This is a genomic window from Rhodococcus sp. D-6 (assembly GCF_040256695.1).
Classification (GTDB): domain Bacteria; phylum Actinomycetota; class Actinomycetes; order Mycobacteriales; family Mycobacteriaceae; genus Rhodococcus; species Rhodococcus pyridinivorans.
This window is the reverse complement of the sequence record NZ_CP132970.1, coordinates 3973686-3992302: the sequence shown is the minus strand read 5'-3', so window position 1 is coordinate 3992302 and position 18617 is coordinate 3973686. Positions and strand designations below refer to the sequence as shown.

General features: G+C 67.1%; 18 protein-coding genes and 1 pseudogene. 14 read left to right on the top strand and 5 right to left on the bottom strand.

Annotation, left to right across the window (positions count from 1 at the left end):
- Window positions 1-109: 109 nt before the first annotated feature.
- Window positions 110-1243 carry a hypothetical protein gene (locus RBB84_RS18635; protein ID WP_350246416.1) on the bottom strand — a complete coding sequence of 378 codons (1134 nt, stop codon included), beginning with the start codon at window positions 1241-1243 and terminating at the stop codon, window positions 110-112.
- 290 nt (window positions 1244-1533) lie between these two features.
- On the opposite strand from RBB84_RS18635, the gene RBB84_RS18630 reads away from it, so the two are divergent.
- Window positions 1534-3468: a hypothetical protein gene (locus tag RBB84_RS18630; protein WP_350246414.1), complete on the top strand. Its 1935-nt coding sequence runs from the start codon at window positions 1534-1536 to the stop codon at window positions 3466-3468.
- The gene (locus tag RBB84_RS18625) at window positions 3465-3845 is read left to right on the top strand and encodes a hypothetical protein (RefSeq protein ID WP_350246413.1); all 381 of its coding nucleotides are present in this window, start codon (window positions 3465-3467) and stop codon (window positions 3843-3845) included. Before RBB84_RS18630 ends, RBB84_RS18625 begins: the two co-directional genes overlap by 4 nt.
- A 56-nt stretch (window positions 3846-3901) precedes the next feature.
- Here RBB84_RS18625 and RBB84_RS18620 read toward each other — a convergent pair whose 3' ends face one another.
- Window positions 3902-4549, bottom strand: a complete 648-nt coding sequence (locus tag RBB84_RS18620) for a hypothetical protein (protein WP_350246411.1) — start codon at window positions 4547-4549, stop codon at window positions 3902-3904.
- A 215-nt stretch (window positions 4550-4764) separates the two neighbouring features.
- Between RBB84_RS18620 and RBB84_RS18615 the strand changes: the two genes are divergently transcribed.
- The 3 genes from RBB84_RS18615 to RBB84_RS18605 are packed head-to-tail and all read left to right on the top strand — an operon-like array spanning window position 4765 to window position 6809.
- A complete protein-coding gene (locus tag RBB84_RS18615; protein ID WP_219129082.1) occupies window positions 4765-5361 on the top strand; it encodes a hypothetical protein in 597 nt (198 codons plus the stop codon).
- Between the two features lie 36 nt (window positions 5362-5397).
- Complete coding sequence (locus tag RBB84_RS18610) at window positions 5398-5820, top strand: hypothetical protein (RefSeq protein WP_071935013.1); 423 nt, start codon at window positions 5398-5400, stop codon at window positions 5818-5820.
- Entirely contained in the window at window positions 5817-6809 is a 993-nt protein-coding gene (locus RBB84_RS18605) for a hypothetical protein (RefSeq protein WP_350246410.1), read from the top strand. Before RBB84_RS18610 ends, RBB84_RS18605 begins: the two co-directional genes overlap by 4 nt.
- Window positions 6810-6842: 33 nt before the next feature.
- On the opposite strand, the gene RBB84_RS18600 is transcribed toward RBB84_RS18605, so the two are convergent.
- Window positions 6843-7154 carry a metalloregulator ArsR/SmtB family transcription factor gene (locus tag RBB84_RS18600; RefSeq protein WP_193904189.1) on the bottom strand — a complete coding sequence of 104 codons (312 nt, stop codon included), beginning with the start codon at window positions 7152-7154 and terminating at the stop codon, window positions 6843-6845.
- 142 nt (window positions 7155-7296) lie between these two features.
- On the opposite strand from RBB84_RS18600, the gene RBB84_RS18595 reads away from it, so the two are divergent.
- Window positions 7297-7596, top strand: a complete 300-nt coding sequence (locus RBB84_RS18595; RefSeq protein WP_193904190.1) for a hypothetical protein — start codon at window positions 7297-7299, stop codon at window positions 7594-7596.
- 66 nt (window positions 7597-7662) lie between these two features.
- Window positions 7663-8385 (top strand): hypothetical protein, encoded by a 723-nt coding sequence (locus RBB84_RS18590; protein ID WP_350246408.1) that lies wholly within the window; start codon window positions 7663-7665, stop codon window positions 8383-8385.
- A 22-nt stretch (window positions 8386-8407) separates the two neighbouring features.
- Here RBB84_RS18590 and RBB84_RS18585 read toward each other — a convergent pair whose 3' ends face one another.
- Window positions 8408-8854 carry a hypothetical protein gene (locus tag RBB84_RS18585; protein WP_193904192.1) on the bottom strand — a complete coding sequence of 149 codons (447 nt, stop codon included), beginning with the start codon at window positions 8852-8854 and terminating at the stop codon, window positions 8408-8410.
- 642 nt (window positions 8855-9496) lie between these two features.
- Here RBB84_RS18585 and RBB84_RS18580 point away from each other — a divergent pair.
- From RBB84_RS18580 to RBB84_RS18550, 7 genes are all read left to right on the top strand, one after another.
- Entirely contained in the window at window positions 9497-10741 is a 1245-nt protein-coding gene (locus tag RBB84_RS18580) for an IS256-like element IS1164 family transposase (RefSeq protein ID WP_255026428.1), read from the top strand.
- A 168-nt stretch (window positions 10742-10909) separates the two neighbouring features.
- Entirely contained in the window at window positions 10910-12493 is a 1584-nt protein-coding gene (locus RBB84_RS18575) for an ABC transporter substrate-binding protein (protein WP_350246406.1), read from the top strand.
- Window positions 12490-13533, top strand: a complete 1044-nt coding sequence (locus tag RBB84_RS18570; protein WP_350246404.1) for an ABC transporter permease — start codon at window positions 12490-12492, stop codon at window positions 13531-13533. Before RBB84_RS18575 ends, RBB84_RS18570 begins: the two co-directional genes overlap by 4 nt.
- On the top strand, window positions 13526-14362 hold the full coding sequence (locus tag RBB84_RS18565) for an ABC transporter permease (protein ID WP_350246403.1): 837 nt from the start codon (window positions 13526-13528) through the stop codon (window positions 14360-14362). The genes RBB84_RS18570 and RBB84_RS18565 overlap by 8 nt, the downstream gene beginning before the upstream one ends.
- Window positions 14359-15291: an ABC transporter ATP-binding protein gene (locus RBB84_RS18560; protein ID WP_350246401.1), complete on the top strand. Its 933-nt coding sequence runs from the start codon at window positions 14359-14361 to the stop codon at window positions 15289-15291. Before RBB84_RS18565 ends, RBB84_RS18560 begins: the two co-directional genes overlap by 4 nt.
- Complete coding sequence (locus RBB84_RS18555; RefSeq protein ID WP_350246399.1) at window positions 15288-15902, top strand: ATP-binding cassette domain-containing protein; 615 nt, start codon at window positions 15288-15290, stop codon at window positions 15900-15902. Before RBB84_RS18560 ends, RBB84_RS18555 begins: the two co-directional genes overlap by 4 nt.
- 242 nt (window positions 15903-16144) lie before the next feature.
- The gene (locus RBB84_RS18550) at window positions 16145-16732 is read left to right on the top strand and encodes an SDR family NAD(P)-dependent oxidoreductase (protein ID WP_350246397.1); all 588 of its coding nucleotides are present in this window, start codon (window positions 16145-16147) and stop codon (window positions 16730-16732) included.
- A 236-nt stretch (window positions 16733-16968) separates the two neighbouring features.
- On the opposite strand, the pseudogene RBB84_RS18545 reads toward RBB84_RS18550, so the two are convergent.
- A pseudogene (locus RBB84_RS18545) lies at window positions 16969-18539 on the bottom strand (FMN-binding glutamate synthase family protein).
- Window positions 18540-18617: the final 78 nt, after the last annotated feature.

Sequence of the window (18617 nt, the reverse complement as noted above, 5' to 3'; positions counted from 1 at the left end):
GCTGTGTCACGAGTGCTTCAGAGTCCCCGATTGGGTCGGGTCGTTCACCCTTGGTCGGGGCGCTTTGCGCATAGCGAGGTAGCGCACGTGGTTCTGCGCCCCTGGGGTGTCACTCATAATCTACGGAATAGACGACCTTTGCGATAAACCGGAACGATCCGCTGGGCGCATGGCTTCCCAAACTCAGTGTTTGCTGGGTGACCTTTTCGGAAGGTCCGCGCGGAAATTCGAGATCGTCAAACGACGCGATGGCAATGTCGTCTCCTTCCGCAGGGAAACTACCGCTATTGTCTTCGATCCCTATTACGTCTACATTAACTAAACTTTCGCTGAACGTCGAGAAGCTGCTAGGCCCGAAATTCAATCTCATTGTGGCAGGGATATTGGGTACGGACTTGCCTGAGTCCACTACTACGCCATTCCACTCCTCGCTATCGCTGTCGTTGCCTTCCGAAACGGAGATCGAAAAATCAGCCTGCCCCTCGGAAAGGTCGTCATTATCATCGACTATGAACAAATCAGTAAGCCTGAATTGTAGACGCCTCCGTTTCAGCGTCATTGTTTCGGGTTGTGCCTGCGAACCGAGATTCAAAACATAGTCCCAGTGACCGTTCGGACTCCACACCAGTGCGACAAAGAAATATTCATTTCCAGGTAAGAGGGGCTCGCGGGTGTCTTGACGGGGTAAGTCGACTATATAGAGCTGGTTCATCGAGTTCGCGGTGAGAGATACGGAGCTCGCGACTACGCTGTCGTGGTCGAACGTTGCCAGATCATTTGCCAGTATTGGTGGATTCTTCGCTAACTGGATTCGTGCCATGCAAGGGGGGCAAGTTGCGATACTGGCCGCGACGAATGTTCCTCCAGGGCTAAATGAAAGCTGCGGATTCTGTTGGCATCGACTGATAAGTCCCCGCTCTGACATCTTTCCGCCTTTACGCAAGGAAGGGAAGTTTAGAGCGCCTTCAACCTTTCCTCCTCCGTCTGCTCTGCCATTTCCGTTAAGATATAAACGGACTTGATACAAGCATCCGAAAGGGAGGTTAGATCGAGTTTGTGTAGCTACTTGATCGCCGGACCATGTTAACTCGAAGTCCGGAATATCTTTACCGACTAAGACGATTCGCTCCCAGGTTTCAACTTGGTGTTTTGTCGAGGAGGAAGAGGTTCCTGGGATGATGGTAAATTCTGCTGCGCCATCCCAGGCAACTTCACCTTCGTGGGAAAAAACGAGATCATTCATAGTGTGCCTTCGCTATTTCTCGTGTCTGTTTCGGCAAACTCACTCAACAAGTTGAGGTTGGCGGTGTGTTCCTTACGCACCCGTAGGTCGCGCCAGTGCAGGGGTGGTGCGACGAACAAAGCTGATCTCTTCCAAGCATGATCCCAAACGTCATCCTGGGATGTCACCGTTGATTTACGGGCCTAACGGGATGCCGATTGGGGGATTCGTGAGGGAAAGTTGGGCAGACTAGGCATCGATCCGACATCGCTCACCTCCGCGTGGAGAAGTGACCCGCAATCATCGGCTGCATGTCCCACCCTGTCCTGGCCATCGACGTCGGAGCGTGCACGCTCACCGCGGCCATTCGTGATGCCAGCCGCCGTGTGACCCCTCTTCTGGTCGATGGCACCACCACCCCGTCGGCACGGTTGGTTGTGCAGGCCGGGCAACCTCGGCCGGCCCGCGAGGACGACCCAGTGACGTTGGCGCAGCTCGGACCGCTGGTCGACCGACTCGACGTGCCATCCCTCGTCATCGACGGAGTGTCCTGGTCGATCGAAGCGCTGACCGAGCTGCTGTTGCGCCCCGTGCTCGAGGCGGCACGCACCCAGCTCGGGACAACCCCCCAGATCGTGCTGATCGTGCCCTCGACGTGGACTCCCGAACTGCGGCGCCGCTTCCAACGGATCGTGCACGCTGCACTGACCCGCACCGTCACCCTCATCCCCTCCGACAAAGCCCTCGCCTACGCCCTCCCCGCACTGCCGGTCGGTGCTGGGATCGTCGCTGTCGACTGCGGAGCCACCGACCTGTCAGCGATCGCCGTCGTCGGTGGTGAGCGCGGCCCACGGATCATCGGACGTGCCCAATCAGACAGCGGCGGAGACATCTTCGACCGATTCCTCCTCGCCAACGCACTCACCGACGCCGGCTTCCCGGACCAGGCCCTGGATGCCCGATGGGGCTTCGCCGGCGTCCCCCGGGTACGCGCTGCCCGAGAAGCGCTCGCGGACAGCGACGCCGTCACCGTCCACCTGCCCCGGCCCGTCGGACGGATCACGCTGTCCGAACAGGACGTTGACGCGACCGGCGCACAGTACTTCGCCCACCGATTCAGCGAGCTGCTGACGCGGCTCGACGAGAACGCCACCGAACCGATCAGTCACCGACTGATGCTGAGCGGTGGACTGGCCTACGACCCGGCCGTACCCGCCGCTGCGCGGGTTCACGGCCCCGTGAAAGTGATGGCTCATCCCCAGCACGTGCTGTGCCGCGGTGCCCTCACCTTCGCAGCTGCAGCGATCGACAGCACCGACGATCCGGGACCCCGCCCTATCACCGACACCGACGAGGACGACGAACCCGCGCCCGGCGGAATCTCCAAACGCACCCTCGCACTCTTCGGTGGTGTCGGCGCGAGCGTGGTGGTCATCGCCGTCGCAGGCGGACTGGCGCTGTCGGCAGCGATGACCGGCGCACCGGACTTTCGCGAGCAGGAGCTGCCGAACGTCGCCGCATCGGTCCTTCCGGCCAACCAGTCGATCACCGGCGTGAGCCTTCGGTCGTGGACGGACGGTGCTGATGCCACCAACGCGACCACCCGAAGCCTGTCCGCCGCCGATGCGCGATCGTTGGCGTGCGGTGGCACCCGGCCGGCGGCCGGCGCCGAGGCGGACGGGATGCGGTGGCAGTCCTCGCGGATCTTCGTCTCCGACGACACCGCCGCAGATGCCGGGGCCGGCGCGAAGGCAACGTCCTGGGACAACTTCGACCCCTCCGCCGCCACGAACGTGATCGTCACCGCAGCGATTGTCGGTCGCGACGACCGCGAATCGGTGTGGCGGGACATCAGCGCGAGCAACCAGCGCTGCCCGTCCACCAAGGACGACCTGGTGCGGACCATCGTTGTCATTCCCCAGACCGGACCCGACCCCGGGCCGCCGAGCTACGCCCAGGAGATACCGGTGGCCTCGACGTCCCGAACCTCGACCACGCCACCGACGAGCACCACGCGGGCACCGCAGGGGGGAGTGGCCATGAGTACCCAACGGCAGGCCTGGCGCGGGCTCACCCCGGCGAGCGTGTCAGGGACCGGCACCGACATGCACGTCACCTGCGTCCTCGACATCGACGGCGTGGTCCTCAAACGCTCCTGCGCCACCGCCGAGGACTCCGGCACCGCAGACCACCTCGCGCAGCAGGCCGCAGTCGCATTCAACCCGGCCCCGGAGATCACACGATGACCCGCCCCGACCACACCAAGGCAATGACCGCCGCCACCCGAGTCGATGTGCAGGTCGTCCAGCTCGCGCCGCCGGTGCTCATCCGCCGCGCGATCGCGCACTACAACGCCCGCCTCGCCCCCGGAAAACAGCCGGCCGAGACAACCTCGAGCGAAGCATTCCTCAAACGGTTGTGCGTGAATTGGCTGCGGCACATCGGATCGAACTACGACGCGCACCGCAACGGCGTCCGCAGAAGCGGCGGGCAACAGCTGTCCGACACTGCCGGCACCGTCATTAAGAAGAGGGTGCTCGTGGAGATTGCGCGGGCCTACCCCTGGCTGGCCGAGGAAGCCAGACGCCAGTACCTCGACCTCGACCGGCCGAACCGACGCTGACCCCCGGGTGGGAGGACGTCGCCCGTTGGCCCGCCCTCCCGCCCAAGGGGCGTGTTCTACTCGTGCACGAGGCTGCGCACCGCCGCGTGCTGCAGCTCGTCATGGATCGCGTACCAACGGTCCTCCACGGCAGGCCACGCCTGGTCGATCGCGTTGGCGATCTGTTCATCGGTCGCCGCGCGCAGCCGGGCACGCTCGACGTCGCTGAGGTGAGGATCCTCGGTGGCTTCGCTGCACACGACATCGGGCGGGAACACCGACAGTGCGAGCGACCGCGCCGGGGGTGGACACAGCAGCCCGGTCAACCTGCGGACCAACTCGTTGAAGTAGGCGACGGTGCCGTCGATCAGATCGAAGACAGTGAACTCCTCGCCCAGCGGCAATTGCCATACCGAGTCGATCCCGACATCGCAGATGCCGAAGCTATCGAGGAAAACCTGCATCGTCAGGCCGTTTCCTGTAGGGAACCCCTCACCGTCACAGGTGAACTCGCCGTAGACGCTCACACGCGCCTCGGTACTGGACTTCCACGCCGCGTACTCGGTGAGCGACTCGAGCAGCGACCGCAGATATTCCAGGCATGCGCGCTCGGCCTCGGCGTCGTGGAAGTCGAGGTTCGCGAACTGCTCGGCGAACGAGGAGTCGGGGTCATCGAGCAGCGCGTTGAGCACGCAACGCTCGTAGCTGATCGTCAACGGGGTCACGGGAAACCTCCCAGGTCGATGTGCGGTGACACCAGCGATCGTTCGGAGGCTGTGGTGGCGGTGTTGCAGTGCGGTGTCGGCGAGCGCAGTGCTGTCCGTCGTGATGCCCGAGCGGTGCCGGCGTCTCGTGTGGCGACCACGGTCTGCAACACCGGTTTCCTCCATCGAGACGATCGAAGAGTCCGATCCCCCAGCGCACGAGAGGATTTCGAGAGATGAGCTGCTACGAATGGGAGGCCGGGACGATCACCCTGCCAGCGGCCGCGGTGCCCGGTCTACGCAAGGCACTCAACGCCTCCGCGATCACCTACAGGGCACTCGTCGTGGCTGAAATCGACGCTGTGTGGAACGACGTCAAGGCCCTGCCCCTGGCCAAGCGGGTTGCCGCGATCCCCTACGGAGTGTCGATTCCGGTGTCGTACGACGACGTGCACACGCATCGCCGTGCCGATGCCCGGATGCGCGCACAGTCCATCGTCAAATCCAACGGCGGACGCAAGCCGACCCGAGCGGTCATCGCCGCCGCGTTCCCCGTCCCCAACGCTCGGACCCGCGAATGGGGAGAGAGCGAGTTCGGCCTGACACTCGAAGGACGCACCCTCCACTGGGAAGTCCCCCAGAACAACCACGCCCGGGACCACGCCGCCGTCACCGGCCTGTATCAGGCTGCACTGACGTATCTCAACGACGTCACCTGGACCCGCGGTACCGGCGGCGTGATCGTCGGCAACGACGAATACAACCGAGACACCACCTACGAAGGCGGTGGCGGCAACTACGTGACACATCGGTTCGGACCGGCGGGCCAGTAACCGATCCGGGGAGGCAGCGACCCACGCGGTGAAGCGGTGAACCCGCCAGCTACCGTCGCCGCCACCATGACCGCCCTGCGTCCTGCCTCACCACACGCCGTCGCCGCCACAGCCATCGCCACGGCCGCCCTCACCGGAGCCACAGTCGGATGGATCCTCATGCGCGTGGCCTACCGCCTCGACCGCCTCGCCGCACCAGATGGTGCCGGGGATCCCGTCTGGTCCCTCACGTGGACCGACGCCAGCTTCCCGTTCACCATGGTGGCCCTCGTCGTCGGTGCCTTCACCGTGCTGTTCGCGGCCCTCGCCGCCGCAGTAGTGCTTGCCCACCAAGCGAGCACCCGAGACATCACCCGCCAGCGCCGCATCCTCGCCACCGGCACAACAACCCCCCTGCTCAGGCGTCCGGCCGTCCCGGACGCTGTCCAACCTCCGAATCGAGGAGCTCACCCACGATGACCATGCACGCGCTTCCCACCTGGGACGCCCGACTCGCCGCCGCCAGCGCGGTCACCGACCACGCCGAAGCGGTCGCGTGGCTGCGGAACCGCCTTGCAGCCGCGCTCCGCTCCCATGTCGAGGTGGACCTGGCCGCGGCCTGGAATCCGGATCTGCAGTCCACCGGTGTGCGCTTGGCGGCCTGGCTCGCTCACGCCTACGGCTACGTCGCCGCCGTGCCCACCGGCGACCTCGCTGCCGGCGCGGAGATGCCGATGGTCGGCCAGTGGCTGACCGATCGCGCCGATCGACTGGCCGAGATGCCGCTGCTCATCGCCTCACCGGCCGCAGGTGCGGTCGCAATCGCTGCCGCACACGCACTGACCAGCGACGACGTCGCAGCGCTCGGTGTGCAGGCCGAGGAGCTGCCGTACACGCAGGCCCACCTGACCTTCTCCGCTCCGTTCACGGTCACCGCCGACGGTGACGACGCCGCGACCGAGACCATCCACGCGCTGAGTTGGTGGCCCGCCGGGGGAGGATTCCGCATCGCCGACTGGATCTCGACGTACGACACCCTCACCACTGATGAGGCAGGTCGCGCGGACGCCGCCGCCCGCGCGTACGGGGGTGCGGCCCTGCCCGCTCTGATGCTCGACGCCGAGCGTCTGCACCCGCAGGTGTGGGCGGCCCCCGAGACGGGCGATCCACACGAGCGTGAGGGCCAGTTCAGCTTCGATGTACCGGTGTACGACCGGCGGGGTGATCTGTTCAGCCGGGTGGCGCTCGTGGTGCGACACCTGATCGCCGCGGGGATCCTCCACACGTCCATCGAGCGGGTCCGGCCTCCCGGTTCGACCGGGCACGTCACCCGCACCCCGGTCGTCGTGCTGCGCACCGACGATGATGATCGGCACACAAGCCGGCTGGCCGTGTACGGATCGTCAGTGGCGATGCGCCGACGCCGTACAGGACTCGACCTGCACTGGAACGACGCGGTTCTTGGCTGAACCGCTATCCGGGGACGGAGCAGGGAAAGCCACTCAGTGCTGGTGGTCGGCCCCGACCGTATGCAGCAACGAGTGGACGGTCGCATCTACCAACCGGTACCGCATCAGCCGCCCTTGCCGTGTCGCCGCGACCCATCCCTGCTCCCGTAACAGCCGCAGTGCCTGCGACAGCGCAGTTGGCCGCATACCGACCGCGTCGGCCAGGTCGGAGATGCACAAGTCCGGCTCGTGATGCAGGTGATGCAGGATCCGCAGTCGATTCGGATCGGCGAGGAGATCGAATCGGCGGGACCACTGCTGCAGATCCTCGTCGGTGGTCGGCGCGGCCACTGTGCGCGTGGGCATCCTCGGGGCTCCTCGAAGTCGGCGATGTCGGTGCACGCCGGAGAGTAACGACGGTCTTCGCCACCGCCAGGTGCAACACCGTCGACGTCGCCGCGGACGCTCAAAGATGTACCGCCCATACAGCTTTCGATGGAGGATTCCCATGACCGAGACCACCACAGAACGCCGCGACCGAATCGTCGAGATCTACCGTGACGACACCGCCCACGTCGTGGCCTACGCGGGCGTCGCCTACCACCTGACCCCCTGCTGCGACGCCTCCGCGAAAGGCTCGCTGGGCGGCATCGTGTGCCGGTCCTGCTATCAGGAGGTCTGCCCGATGTACGGGATGGGCTGGGCGCTCACCGACGACAAGGACTGGGCACGGTTCCGCGCCTACATGCTTGCCGAATACCCCGCCTCGGCGCAGAGCCTGGACGAACGCCGCGCACTCGCCCTCTAAGGTCCAGCCAGGGGACACCGGCAGCCGGATCCCGCATTCCCCGTGGTGGTCGGGCAGGATCAGGCCATGGCACCGACCGATCTGAGCACCGTCGAACCGCCCGAGGCATGCCTGGCATGGGTGAAGTCCGCTCACCCTCGCCAGGTCATCCTCGATCATCCGGTCACCGTGAATCTGACCTGGTGGAATGATGCGCTGCGCGAGCGTGGCCTTCCCGGAGGGCCCGTCGTCGGACGGGACAGCACCGGGCACCGTGTCGACCACGGCAGGGCTGTCATCACCCGCGGGGACATCTTCGCGCTCGCGGCTGCGTCGTCGGGTTCTCCCACCGATACCCTCGCTCTGCTGTGGCACACCCTCGCGTGGGGCGCGGGCGGGAAGGTGCGGCAGATTCTCAACCGGATGGATTCGGTGTCCCGGGACCGCTCCGTTGCCGCGCTGGCGTTGCGTACGGCCGCGCAACTGTCTCACCGCGACCCCGAACGTGCCTACGACACGCTCTACCCGCGGGGCGCCCCCGCGATCGCCCATCTCGGCCCGGCGTTCTTCACGAAGTACCTGTACTTCGCCGGGGCAGGTGCACCGGATCACCCGTCGTTGATCCTCGACAGCCGTGTTGCGGCCGCCTTGGTCGACATCGGGTGGACCTCATTGCATCCCGAAACGGGTTGGCCGGCCGAGACGTACCAGCGGTACTGCTCCCTGCTCGCTCGGTGGGCGCAGGAGGCCGGCAATGTGCGCCCGGATCTGTTCGAACGGTGGTTGTTCGACCATTCGGGCAATCCCTGACCTGCGCGAGCCCGGGTGCATGTCAAGCGATGTAGACCCAGTGGCCGTTGGAGCATTGCTGCTTGCGGCCGTCGGGGGTGTACGTGATGACGCCTTGGTCGGCTGCCGGGCACGGTCCTGCGACGGCACCGCCACCGCCGTTCGTGCCTGGCGGCAGCGGCGGGTTGTTGACCGAGTCGAACTGGTCGGCGCAGTACTGCGTCCATGAGGACGAGGTGCCGTCGGTGTAGTACGTCGTGCCGCGGTTGTAGAAGTTCTTGTCTGTTCCGCACCACGCGATTAGCTTGTCCGCCGTCGACTGCTGAGATTGGGCTTGGGGATCGGGGTATGAGCCTCCGGTGTAGGGGTTGCGGCAGACGGTGCCGTCGCACTCGAAGGTGTTGGCCTCACGTTCCTGCCGGAAGTACTCGTCGCCGCCGCGCTGGTCGTAGCACCACTGGGAGAACGCCTTTGTGCCATCGCTCCACATCGCTTTTCCTGGGGTGCCATCCAGGCATTCGACGACGTAAGGTTCTGCGACGGTCTCGGCTGAGGCCGTGGTGCTCGTGGCGACGGGCACAGGTTCCGGCTCGGTCGAGGGCGTCGCCGACAGTGTGGCCGATGTTGTTGTCGGTGGCGGTGTCGAAACCGTCGTGGCCGTGGCCGGCGCCGCGGCGTTCGTATCGCCGTCCTCGGAACAGCCGGTCACCAACAGGACCATAGACATCAGCCCAACTGCCGCAATCGCCCTCATAACCTTCGCTTTCACAACGAAGCCACGAAGGCCCCGACTCGAATACCTGCTGGTCCGTGCACCTAGCCATCGCCGGGCAAAGCCCGGGCATTACAGCGGAGCGGGTCGCTGACCGGCGCTCGTGCATCGCGTACCGCGGGCACTGCCTGCCGAACAACGCCCTTGGCACCTCGGTTCGACCCACCGATCGCGCGCCGCTTGGCGACATGGGCGTCGAGCGGCCTTCCGCTGGTCAGCGGAGATGGAGAGGTTGCGTCCATCAGGATGGTGTACGAGCCGGATCGGATCCGATGACCGGCGTGTCGTAACCGGACGAAAGACGGTCACCGCGTGATTCTTCGAGAGAGCTACCAACTCGACTCGACGAAAGAGCACGCGATGACCACTGCCCACGATATCGACCTCCGCCAGCTTGTCGAAGACCGACTCACCGGCGCCAGCCCCGACCTGCTGCGCGAGCTGCTGACGATGTTCATCCACGCCCTGATGGGCGCCGAGGCCGACGCCCTGTGCGGCGCCGACTACGGCCAACGCTCCGACGAACGCGTCAACGTTCGCAACGGCTACCGGCACCGCGACTTCGACACCCGCGTCGGCACCCTCGACGTGGCCATCCCCAAGCTGCGGTCCGGCTCGTACTTCCCGGACTGGCTGCTGCAACGGCGCAAGCGGGCCGAACGAGCCCTGACCTCGGTTGTTGCGACCTGCTACCTGCTCGGGGTCTCGACCCGGCGGATGGAGAAACTCGTCGATACCCTCGGGATCACCTCGCTGTCGAAGTCGCAGGTCTCGGTGATGGCGAAAGACCTCGACACCCAGGTCGAGGCCTTCCGGAACCGACCCCTCGATGCGGGCCCGTACACGTTCGTCGCCGCCGACGCCCTGGTCCTCAAGGTCCGCGAGAACGGACGGGTGGTGAACGTGCACGCCCTGGTCGCGGTCGGGGTCAACGCCGACGGCTACCGCGAGATCCTGGGGCTGGACGTCACCTCCGCCGAGGACGGCGCCGGCTGGCTGACCTTCTTCCGCGGGTTGGTCGCCCGCGGCCTGTCCGGGGTGCGGTTGGTGACCTCCGATGCCCACGCCGGCCTCGTCGCGGCGATCGGCGCAACCCTGCCCGGCGCCTCCTGGCAGCGGTGCCGCACCCACTACTCGACGAACCTCATGGCCGTCACACCGAAGTCGTCGTGGCCCTGGGTGAAGACACTGCTGCACTCCGTGTACGACCAGCCCGACGCGGATTCCGTTCACGCACAATACGATCGAATCATCGATGCACTCACCGAGAAGCTGCCGAAGGTGGCCGATCACCTCGACGCCGCCCGGTCGGATCTGTTGGCGTTCACCGCGTTCCCGAAGCAGATCTGGAAACAGATCTGGAGCAACAATCCGCAGGAGCGCCTCAATAAGGAGATCCGCCGCCGGACCGACGTGGTGGGGATCTTCCCGGACCGCACCGCTCTGATCCGACTCGTCGGGGCGGTGCTGGCCGAGCAGCACGACGAGTGGATCGAAGGCCGCCGCTACCTCGGCCTCGACGTACTCGCCCGCTCCCGCACCGGCAAGCCCGCCGACAGTGTCACCGAGGGCACCGAGGAGGTGACACCGGCCTTGACCGCCTGATCCACCGACGAGGAATCACGCGACGACGTCGTACACCACCTCACGGGACTTGACCGATGGAGAAGGCGAAATCTAACTTCGACACCTGCACGACCATGCAGGTGTCGCCGTACTTGGGGGGCACCGTGACCGGAAGGCCCCTGAGTGCGCACACGATCCCGAACCGCGATGGCAGTCGCTGTCCTCGCCACGGTCGCCGCCGCGACGGCTTGCGCGACCGTCCCCGCAGCGCCCCCCGTACCAGCCGATGGCCTGGTTCTTGCCGATGGTTTCGACCTCGGTGGTTACAACCCGATCGCCGGTCACGGTGAGGCGGGGGAGTCGAAGCTCTATGACGGCCTGCTGCGGCTGGTCGGCGGCGACGGGATGCCGACCTTCGAGCCGGCACTCGCCGCGGAGATGCCGACCGTCAGCGACGACGGGCTGCACTGGGAAGTGACGATCCGAGACGGCGTGAGGTTCACCGATGGCACCACCGTGGATGCCGAGGACATCGCCGCGACCTACCGCGCGATCCTCGACCCGGCCTCCGCATCCCCGCTGGCAACCTCGCTGAACATGATCGAGTCCGTCACCGCGACCGGGCCGCATGCGGTGCGTTTCGATCTGAGGTATTCGTACGCGGCGCTGCCGACGAAGCTGCTGATCGGGATCGTGCCGGCCGAACGCCTGTCCGGCGGCCTCGCATCGGAGTCGGTCCTCAATACCGCCCCGGTCGGCACCGGCCCCTACACGTTGGTATCGCTGCGTCCGGACCAGGCGGTGTTCGAGGCGAACGCGGACTACTGGGACGGTGCACCGCAGGTCGAGCATCTGACGGTGGTGCACGTCCCGGACGACAACGCGCGCGCCCAGCGGCTGGTGGCGGGGGAGGTCGACGGCGCGAACCTGCCGCCCCGGCTCGCCGCGACCTTCACCGACCGGCCGGGGTTCGAGGTGGCGTCGAACACTTCCGCCGACTGGCGCGCGGTGAGCCTGCCCGCCGGCAACCCGGTCACCGCGGACCCGGCGATCCGCGCCGCGCTGAACCGGGCGGTGGACCGGCAGGCGATCGTCGACCACGTGCTGGCTGGCTACGGGCGTCCCGCGTCGACGCCGCTGCCCGAGGTGTACGGCGCGGCGTACGAGCCGACCGCGGCATTCGAGTTCGACCCGGCGGCCGCCGAGCAGATCCTCGACGCCGCCGGCTGGATCCGATCCGCCGACGGAGTGCGTGAGAAGGCAGGAGTCCGGGCGGAGTTCACGGTCATGTACTTCCCCGAGGACACCCTGCGCCGCGACCTGGCGCAGGCGTTCGCCACCGACGCCGACCGCATCGGGGTGCGGGTGAAGGTGCAGCCCGTCGACCGCGCGAGCCTGCCCGATCGGCTGCCGGTCGAGGCGGGTCTGCTCGGGGGCGGTGACCTGCCCTACGACCCGGATCCGCAGATCTACAGCACGCTGCACTCGAGCTACGCCCAGCCCGGTGTCGGCTCGCCCTACGACAACGCCTCCGGTTATGTGAACCCGGTCGTGGACGCCGCTCTCGATGCGGCGCGCCGCACCACCGACCCCGACGAGCGCGCCGCGCAGTACCGCAGCGTCCAGTCGGCGTATGTCGCCGATCCCGGCTATGTGATGCTCGTGTTCCTCGACCACACCTATGTCTCCAGGGACACCGAGTACACAGGTAGCACCCCGATTCTGGAGCCACACAGTCACGGTGCCTCGTGGGGGCCGTGGTGGAACCTGCGCGAATGGACGCGGCCATGACCACCACCGTCACCCGACCGGCCGCGGCCACCGCGCAGACCACGACAGCTCGCACCCGTTGCCGCCGGGGCAGGGGAATCGCCCGGATGAGCGTCCGGCGGGCGCTGTTCGCGATCCCGCTGACCGCAGCGGTCTCGCTCGCGTTGTTCGCCCTGGCTGCAGGCTCGCCGTTCGATCCGCTCGCCGGCTATCTCGGGGACCGCTACCTGACGATGTCGACAGCCGACAAACAGCGTGTGGCAACCGAACTCGGCCTCGATGCGCCGTGGTGGCAGCAGTGGGCGAGCTGGATCGGCCACGCCGTCACCGGTGACCTCGGGTCCTCGCGCAGCTACGCCCAACCGGTCACCACCGTGCTGGCCGAGCGCGGACCCTGGACGCTGCTACTGTCCGGCACCGCCCTCGCGGCCGCCATCGTGCTCGCGCTGGCCGCCGGGATGTGGGCGGGCCTGCACCCCCGGGGCCGACTCGACCGCGCCATCGCAGCAACTGCAACCGTGGTGCAAGCCGTACCCCCGTTCGTGCTGTCCCTCGGCGCGGTGACCGTCTTCGCGGTCTCCCTGCGGTGGTTGCCGGTGGCAGGGCTGACCGACCCCGGCGCCGACCCCACCGCCGCGCAGATCGCCCGGCATCTGGTCCTGCCGGCGGCGGTGCTGACCCTGTCGCTGCTGCCGTGGCTGGTGCACTCGCTGCGTCAATCCGTGCGCAGCGCCGCCGAATCCGACGCCGTCCTCGGCGCCCGCGCCCGCGGCCTGCCCGAACCGGTCGTCGTCGGCCGTCATCTGCTGCCCGCCGCGCTCGGGCCGTTCACCACCGTCATCGGGCTGCGGCTGCCCGAGCTGCTCGTCGGAGCGGCGATCGTCGAGGAGATCTTTTCCTGGCCCGGGCTCGCCGGCAGCCTCGTCACCGCCGCCCGCGAACTGGACTTCCCGCTGCTCGCCGCCCTGACGATCGGCACCACCTGGCTGGTGCTGGCCGGGTCGCTGCTCGCCGACCTCGCACACGCGCTCCTCGACCCGCGGGTGGCCGACGATGCGTAGCCTCCGGCACCGCCCCCACCGCGTGGCCGGGGCGATCGCTGTTCTCACCGTGATCGCGGTGTACGCGCTGGTCGTCCCGATGCTGACCGGGACAAACCCAGGATTGACCGACTTCGCAGCCGCCTACCAACCGCCGTCCGGCTCGCACTGGTTCGGCACCGACCTTGCCGGCCGGGACCTGTTCGTCCGCACTGCCGCCGGGCTGCGGGTGTCCCTGGTGATCGCCGCGGTCTGCGCGGTCGCTTCCGCAGTCTTGGGGGTGGCGGTCGGTGTCGCCGCCGGCGCACTCGGCGGCTGGGTCGACCGGATCGTGATGCGGCTGGTCGACGGGATCAACGCGCTGCCGCACCTGCTCCTCGGGATCGTTGTCGTCGCGTTCTATCCCGGCAATCTGGTCGCGATCGTCGCGTCGATCGCGCTCACCCACTGGACGCAGGTAGCGCGCATCGCGCGCGCCGAGGTCCGCGCCGCGCGTTCGGCCACCTACCTCGAGGCCGCGCGCCTGTCCGGCGCGACCCGCACCCGGATCGCCATTACCCATCTCGTCCCGGCCGCCGCGGGGCAGGGGATCGTCGCGGTGATTCTGCTGCTCCCGCACGCGATCTGGCACGAGTCCACGCTCTCGTTCCTCGGCCTCGGGTTGCCCCCGGACCAGGCGTCGGTCGGGACGCTGCTGCAGGACGCCCGCGCCGCCGTGCTGACCGGTGCCTGGTGGACCCTGCTGTTCCCCGCGGCCGCCCTGGTCGTCACCACTCTCGCCGTCGCGGTCGTCGGCGCCGCCGTGGATCACCGCATCACCCCGCCACTGCCGGAAAGGGCTATCCGATGACCACCGCCGCGCTGACCCTCGACGGGTTGACCGTCCGTATCCCGACCGCCGCCGGAACCGTGCACGCCGCCACCGATGTCGACCTCACCCTGGCCGCCGGGCAGGTACACGCCCTGGTCGGCGAATCCGGCTGCGGAAAATCCGTCGTCGGCGCCGCGATCTGCGGGCTGCTGCCGAGGGCAGCGACCGTCCACGGCGGCATCACCCTCCACCGCCCCGGCAGCGGCGACGTGCACCTCGATCGATCCGGGGCGCGCACCTGGCGGCAGGTCCGCGGCCGCCGGATCGCATGGATCCCGCAGTCCGGCGCCACCTACCTCACCCCGGTCCGCAGCGTCGGCGACCAGCTCGCGGAAACGTGCCGGCACCTACGCAGCGCGCACACCCCGGCCGCGCTGTTGACCCGGGTCGGCCTCGAGCCCGCCGTCGCCGGCCTCTACCCGCACGAACTCTCGGGCGGCATGGCTCAACGCGCCGCGATCGCCTTCGCCCTCGCGGGGGACCCGCAGGTCATCGTCGCCGACGAACCCACCTCGAATCTCGACCCCGACCTGACCGAGCACACCCTGCGGCTGCTCCGGGCGGCCGCAGACGCCGGGGCCGCGGTCCTGCTCATCAGCCACGACCTCGACACCCTCCCGGACCACACCGACCGCATCGCCGTCATGTACGCCTCACGCCTCGTCGAAACCGGCCCCACCGCAGCCGTGTTCGCCGACCCCTGGCATCCCTACACCCGCGACCTGCTCGCCGCGCTCCCGAGCGGCGGACTGCACCCGATCCCCGGCATGCCCCCGACCCTGACAGACCTGCCGAACGAGTGCATCTACCACCGACGCCGACCCGCACCCGGATTCTCCGGCGGACCCACCTACATCGCACAACATGGTGACCGGTCCGTGCGTCGCCTGATCGGGGCCGTCTCGTGAGTCTGCAGGCCCACCGCATCACCGCCGGTCATCACGGGGGCGAGCCTGTGCTCACCAACGTCAGCCTGACCATCCCCGCCGGCAGCATCACAGGACTCACCGGAGCATCCGGCAGCGGCAAAACCACCCTCGCGCGCGTCCTGGCCGGACTGCACACCCCGCAACACGGCCACATCACCCTCGACAACAAGCCGCTGTCCGTCGCGGCGCCCGGCACGGTCGCGATGCTGTTCCAATCACCCCGCAATGCCGTCACCGCACGGTGGACCCTCGGCCGGATCATCGCCGAACCCCTCCGCACCCGCCGAGGTCGCGCCGACACCGTCCACGCCACCGCACAGCGAGTCGGGCTGACCGACGATCTCCTCGCCCGCCGTCCCCACCAGGTGTCCGACGGGCAACTCCAACGCGCCTGCCTTGCGCGCGCTCTCGTCCAACGGCCTCGCTACCTGATCTGCGACGAGATGACCGCGATGCTCGACCCGGCCACCACCGCGGCGCTGACCACGGTCATCACCGAGGAAACCCGCAGTGGCCTCGGCGTTCTCGCCATCAGCCACCACCATGGTCTTCTCGAGGTCTGGGCTGATCACGTGATCGCCTGGGCGTGACCACTGAGCCGGAAGGGACTCTCCACACAGGCTGGCGGTTCCGGCAGCATCGACTTGACACCAGCGTGAGGTGAGGAACCATCGCTTGGGGCTGGTCGTCATCAGAGCAGGCTATCGAGCAGACGAACGGCCAATCCTGAGCAACCACTCTGCGACGCCCTGACGAAGTGCACGCCAGATCTGGGCCGACGGTTGCGCCCGACAACGAATCGCCTACTCGATAGTATGTTCGAATTGCTGAGGTGGTGGACCATGGCGGTAGCCGCGGTATCGGCGCCGCCATTGCCGCGCAACTCGCCGACACCGGCGCAAGCGTGGTGATCGCAGGCGTCCTCGACGACAAAGGAGTCAAGACCACAGCCGATCTCGGCGGCAAGGCGAAGTACGTCCATCTGGACGTGACCGACGAACAGGACTGGCTCCGCGCACTCGACATCGCCGAATCGGTCGGTCCACTTCGTGCCTTGATCAACAACGCCGGGATTCTGGCGGCCGGCACCATCGAGGAGCAGGACCGCGCCGAGTTCGAGCATGTCCTGCAGGTCAATCTGGTCGGGACCTGGCTGGGCATGCATGTCGCCGGTCCGGTCCTGCGCCGCAGCCACGGCACGATCGACGGTGTCCTGGTCGAGGAAGCGTCGTCGGAGCAGGATTCGGTACTGCGTGTCGATGGGGATCGCGACGGGTGCCGACATGTGGCCTCGGCCCCTCTCATCGCGTTCGCATGGAACGAGTTCTGTTCCGCCCCTGCCTTACTCCACGCTGCACCAACTCGACACTGTCACCCGGTGATTTGTTCAGGCAACCATTCCTCGGGAAGAAATTGGTAGTCACCCTCCCTGGGTCATCCGAAGGTACGGATGCCGAGGTTCGACGAACGGCTGTGACATTCTCGAGATGGTTCCGGACCGGTAGAGGGTGATGACGCATGCTCCACCGAGACCGATTGTGCTGCAGATCCACACGGTTCCGCCGACCTCTGTGTGTCGGCGGTGTCGTGCAGATTGCCAGACCGGTTCCGGTCGGTGGGTCGTTCGGTCCGTACCGCCGACGCACGCGCGCACGACTACGACGTAGCCGTCGACTCCTCCGTCCCACCCGGTGTCGTCACCGCTTCCGCGGTCATCAGACGCGTGATCTCCTCCCGGTCCGCCTGCGACGGCAGTCCCCACCCGTCTCGGTAGCCGTACAGCTCCCGCAGGGTGACGGCGCGTCGATTGCCGTCGGCGATCTCGATGTCGTCGACAGTGATGAGGCCGGGATGCGCCACACCCGTCGCCTGCGCGATCTTGAACACGTCGCGGCGGAGGGCTTCGATGTAGTCGGCGACGCGGTCGGCCTTGGTCGGGACGTCGAGTCCTCGGGTGAGCCAACGGTTCTGCGTCGCCACGCCGGTGGGGCACCGGTCGGTATGGCATTTCTGCGCCTGGATGCATCCGATCGAGAACATCGGTTCGCGGGCAACGTTGACCATGTCGCATCCGAGCGCCATCGCCACCACCGCGTTGTCGGGCAGGCCGAGTTTGCCGGCACCGATGAAGGTGACGTCGTCGGTCAAGCCGGCTTCGGCGAATGTCGCGTAGACCCGCGCGAAGCCGCTGCGGAACGGAAGCGATACGGCGTCGGCGAACACCAATGGTGCAGCGCCGGTTCCACCTTCGCCGCCGTCGATGGTGACGAAGTCGACTCCGCGGTCGGTCTCGCTCATCTGGCGTGTGAGTTCGTCCCAGAAGGTCGTGTCGCCCACGGCGGACTTGATCCCCACGGGAAGTCCCGTTTCGGCTGCGAGCAGTTCGACCCAGTCGAGCAGGCTGTCGATGTCGTGGAACTCCGTGTGCCGCGACGGGCTCACGCAGTCCTTGCCGACGGGGATTCCACGGACCTCGGCGATCTCCGGGGTGACCTTGGCTCCGGGTAGCAATCCGCCCAGTCCGGGCTTGGCGCCTTGGCTGAGTTTGATCTCCAGGGCACGCACGGGTGCCGATTCGACGACCCGCTTCAGTCGTGCGAGGTCGAAGTGTCCGTCCTCGTCGCGGCACCCGAAATAGCCGGTGCCGATCTGGAAGATCAATTCTCCGCTGTTGCGGTGGTACGTCGTCAGGCCGCCTTCACCGGTGTTCTGCAGGCATCCGGCCGTCCCGGCACCCCGGTTGAGTGCTTCCCGGCGGCACCGGACAGCGAACCGAAGCTCATCGCCGAGATGTTGACGAACGACTCGGGACGGAAGGCACGGGTACGTCCCCGGGCAGCGCCGAGCACCTTCGCGGACGGGAGCGACACCTTGTCGCCCCCGTGAGGGGCACTCGACGGCGGCAGGTCCGAGAACGTGCGGTGCTTGATGATCGTGTACCCGTCGGTGTACTCGATGTCGTTGTCGCTGCCGAATCCGAAGGTGTTGGTGACGTTCTTCGACGAAGCGTATATCCACCGGCGCTGATCGCGGTTGAACGGCCGTTCCTCGTTGTTGTTCGTCGTGATGTACTGCCGCAGTTCGGGTCCCAGCGACTCCAGCAGATAGCGACCGTGCCCGAGAATCGGGAAGTTGCGTAGCAGCGAATGGCGCTTCTGCACAAGATCGTAGGCACCGACAGCGGCCGCCGCAGCGGCCGGGATTCCGAGCATTTTCGACCGTCCCATTTCCCGAGAGTACGTCCGGGTGGGGCTGCGGGATGCGGGTCCGGGCGTAATCGCCGACCCGTTTCGGCAGGCGGCGGA

Excerpts from the sequence above, each read along its gene's own strand:
- RBB84_RS18635 (WP_350246416.1), bottom strand. The coding sequence starts at position 1,243 with ATGAATGATCTCGTTTTTTCCCACGAAGGTGAAGTTGCCTGGGATGGC.
- RBB84_RS18630 (WP_350246414.1), top strand. The coding sequence starts at position 1,534 with ATGTCCCACCCTGTCCTGGCCATCGACGTCGGAGCGTGCACGCTCACC.
- RBB84_RS18625 (WP_350246413.1), top strand. The coding sequence starts at position 3,465 with ATGACCCGCCCCGACCACACCAAGGCAATGACCGCCGCCACCCGAGTC.
- RBB84_RS18615 (WP_219129082.1), top strand. The coding sequence starts at position 4,765 with ATGAGCTGCTACGAATGGGAGGCCGGGACGATCACCCTGCCAGCGGCC.
- RBB84_RS18605 (WP_350246410.1), top strand. The coding sequence starts at position 5,817 with ATGACCATGCACGCGCTTCCCACCTGGGACGCCCGACTCGCCGCCGCC.
- RBB84_RS18600 (WP_193904189.1), bottom strand. The coding sequence starts at position 7,154 with ATGCCCACGCGCACAGTGGCCGCGCCGACCACCGACGAGGATCTGCAG.
- RBB84_RS18595 (WP_193904190.1), top strand. The coding sequence starts at position 7,297 with ATGACCGAGACCACCACAGAACGCCGCGACCGAATCGTCGAGATCTAC.
- RBB84_RS18590 (WP_350246408.1), top strand. The coding sequence starts at position 7,663 with ATGGCACCGACCGATCTGAGCACCGTCGAACCGCCCGAGGCATGCCTG.
- RBB84_RS18585 (WP_193904192.1), bottom strand. The coding sequence starts at position 8,854 with ATGTGGAGCGATGGCACAAAGGCGTTCTCCCAGTGGTGCTACGACCAG.
- RBB84_RS18580 (WP_255026428.1), top strand. The coding sequence starts at position 9,497 with ATGACCACTGCCCACGATATCGACCTCCGCCAGCTTGTCGAAGACCGA.
- RBB84_RS18575 (WP_350246406.1), top strand. The coding sequence starts at position 10,910 with ATGGCAGTCGCTGTCCTCGCCACGGTCGCCGCCGCGACGGCTTGCGCG.
- RBB84_RS18570 (WP_350246404.1), top strand. The coding sequence starts at position 12,490 with ATGACCACCACCGTCACCCGACCGGCCGCGGCCACCGCGCAGACCACG.
- RBB84_RS18565 (WP_350246403.1), top strand. The coding sequence starts at position 13,526 with ATGCGTAGCCTCCGGCACCGCCCCCACCGCGTGGCCGGGGCGATCGCT.
- RBB84_RS18560 (WP_350246401.1), top strand. The coding sequence starts at position 14,359 with ATGACCACCGCCGCGCTGACCCTCGACGGGTTGACCGTCCGTATCCCG.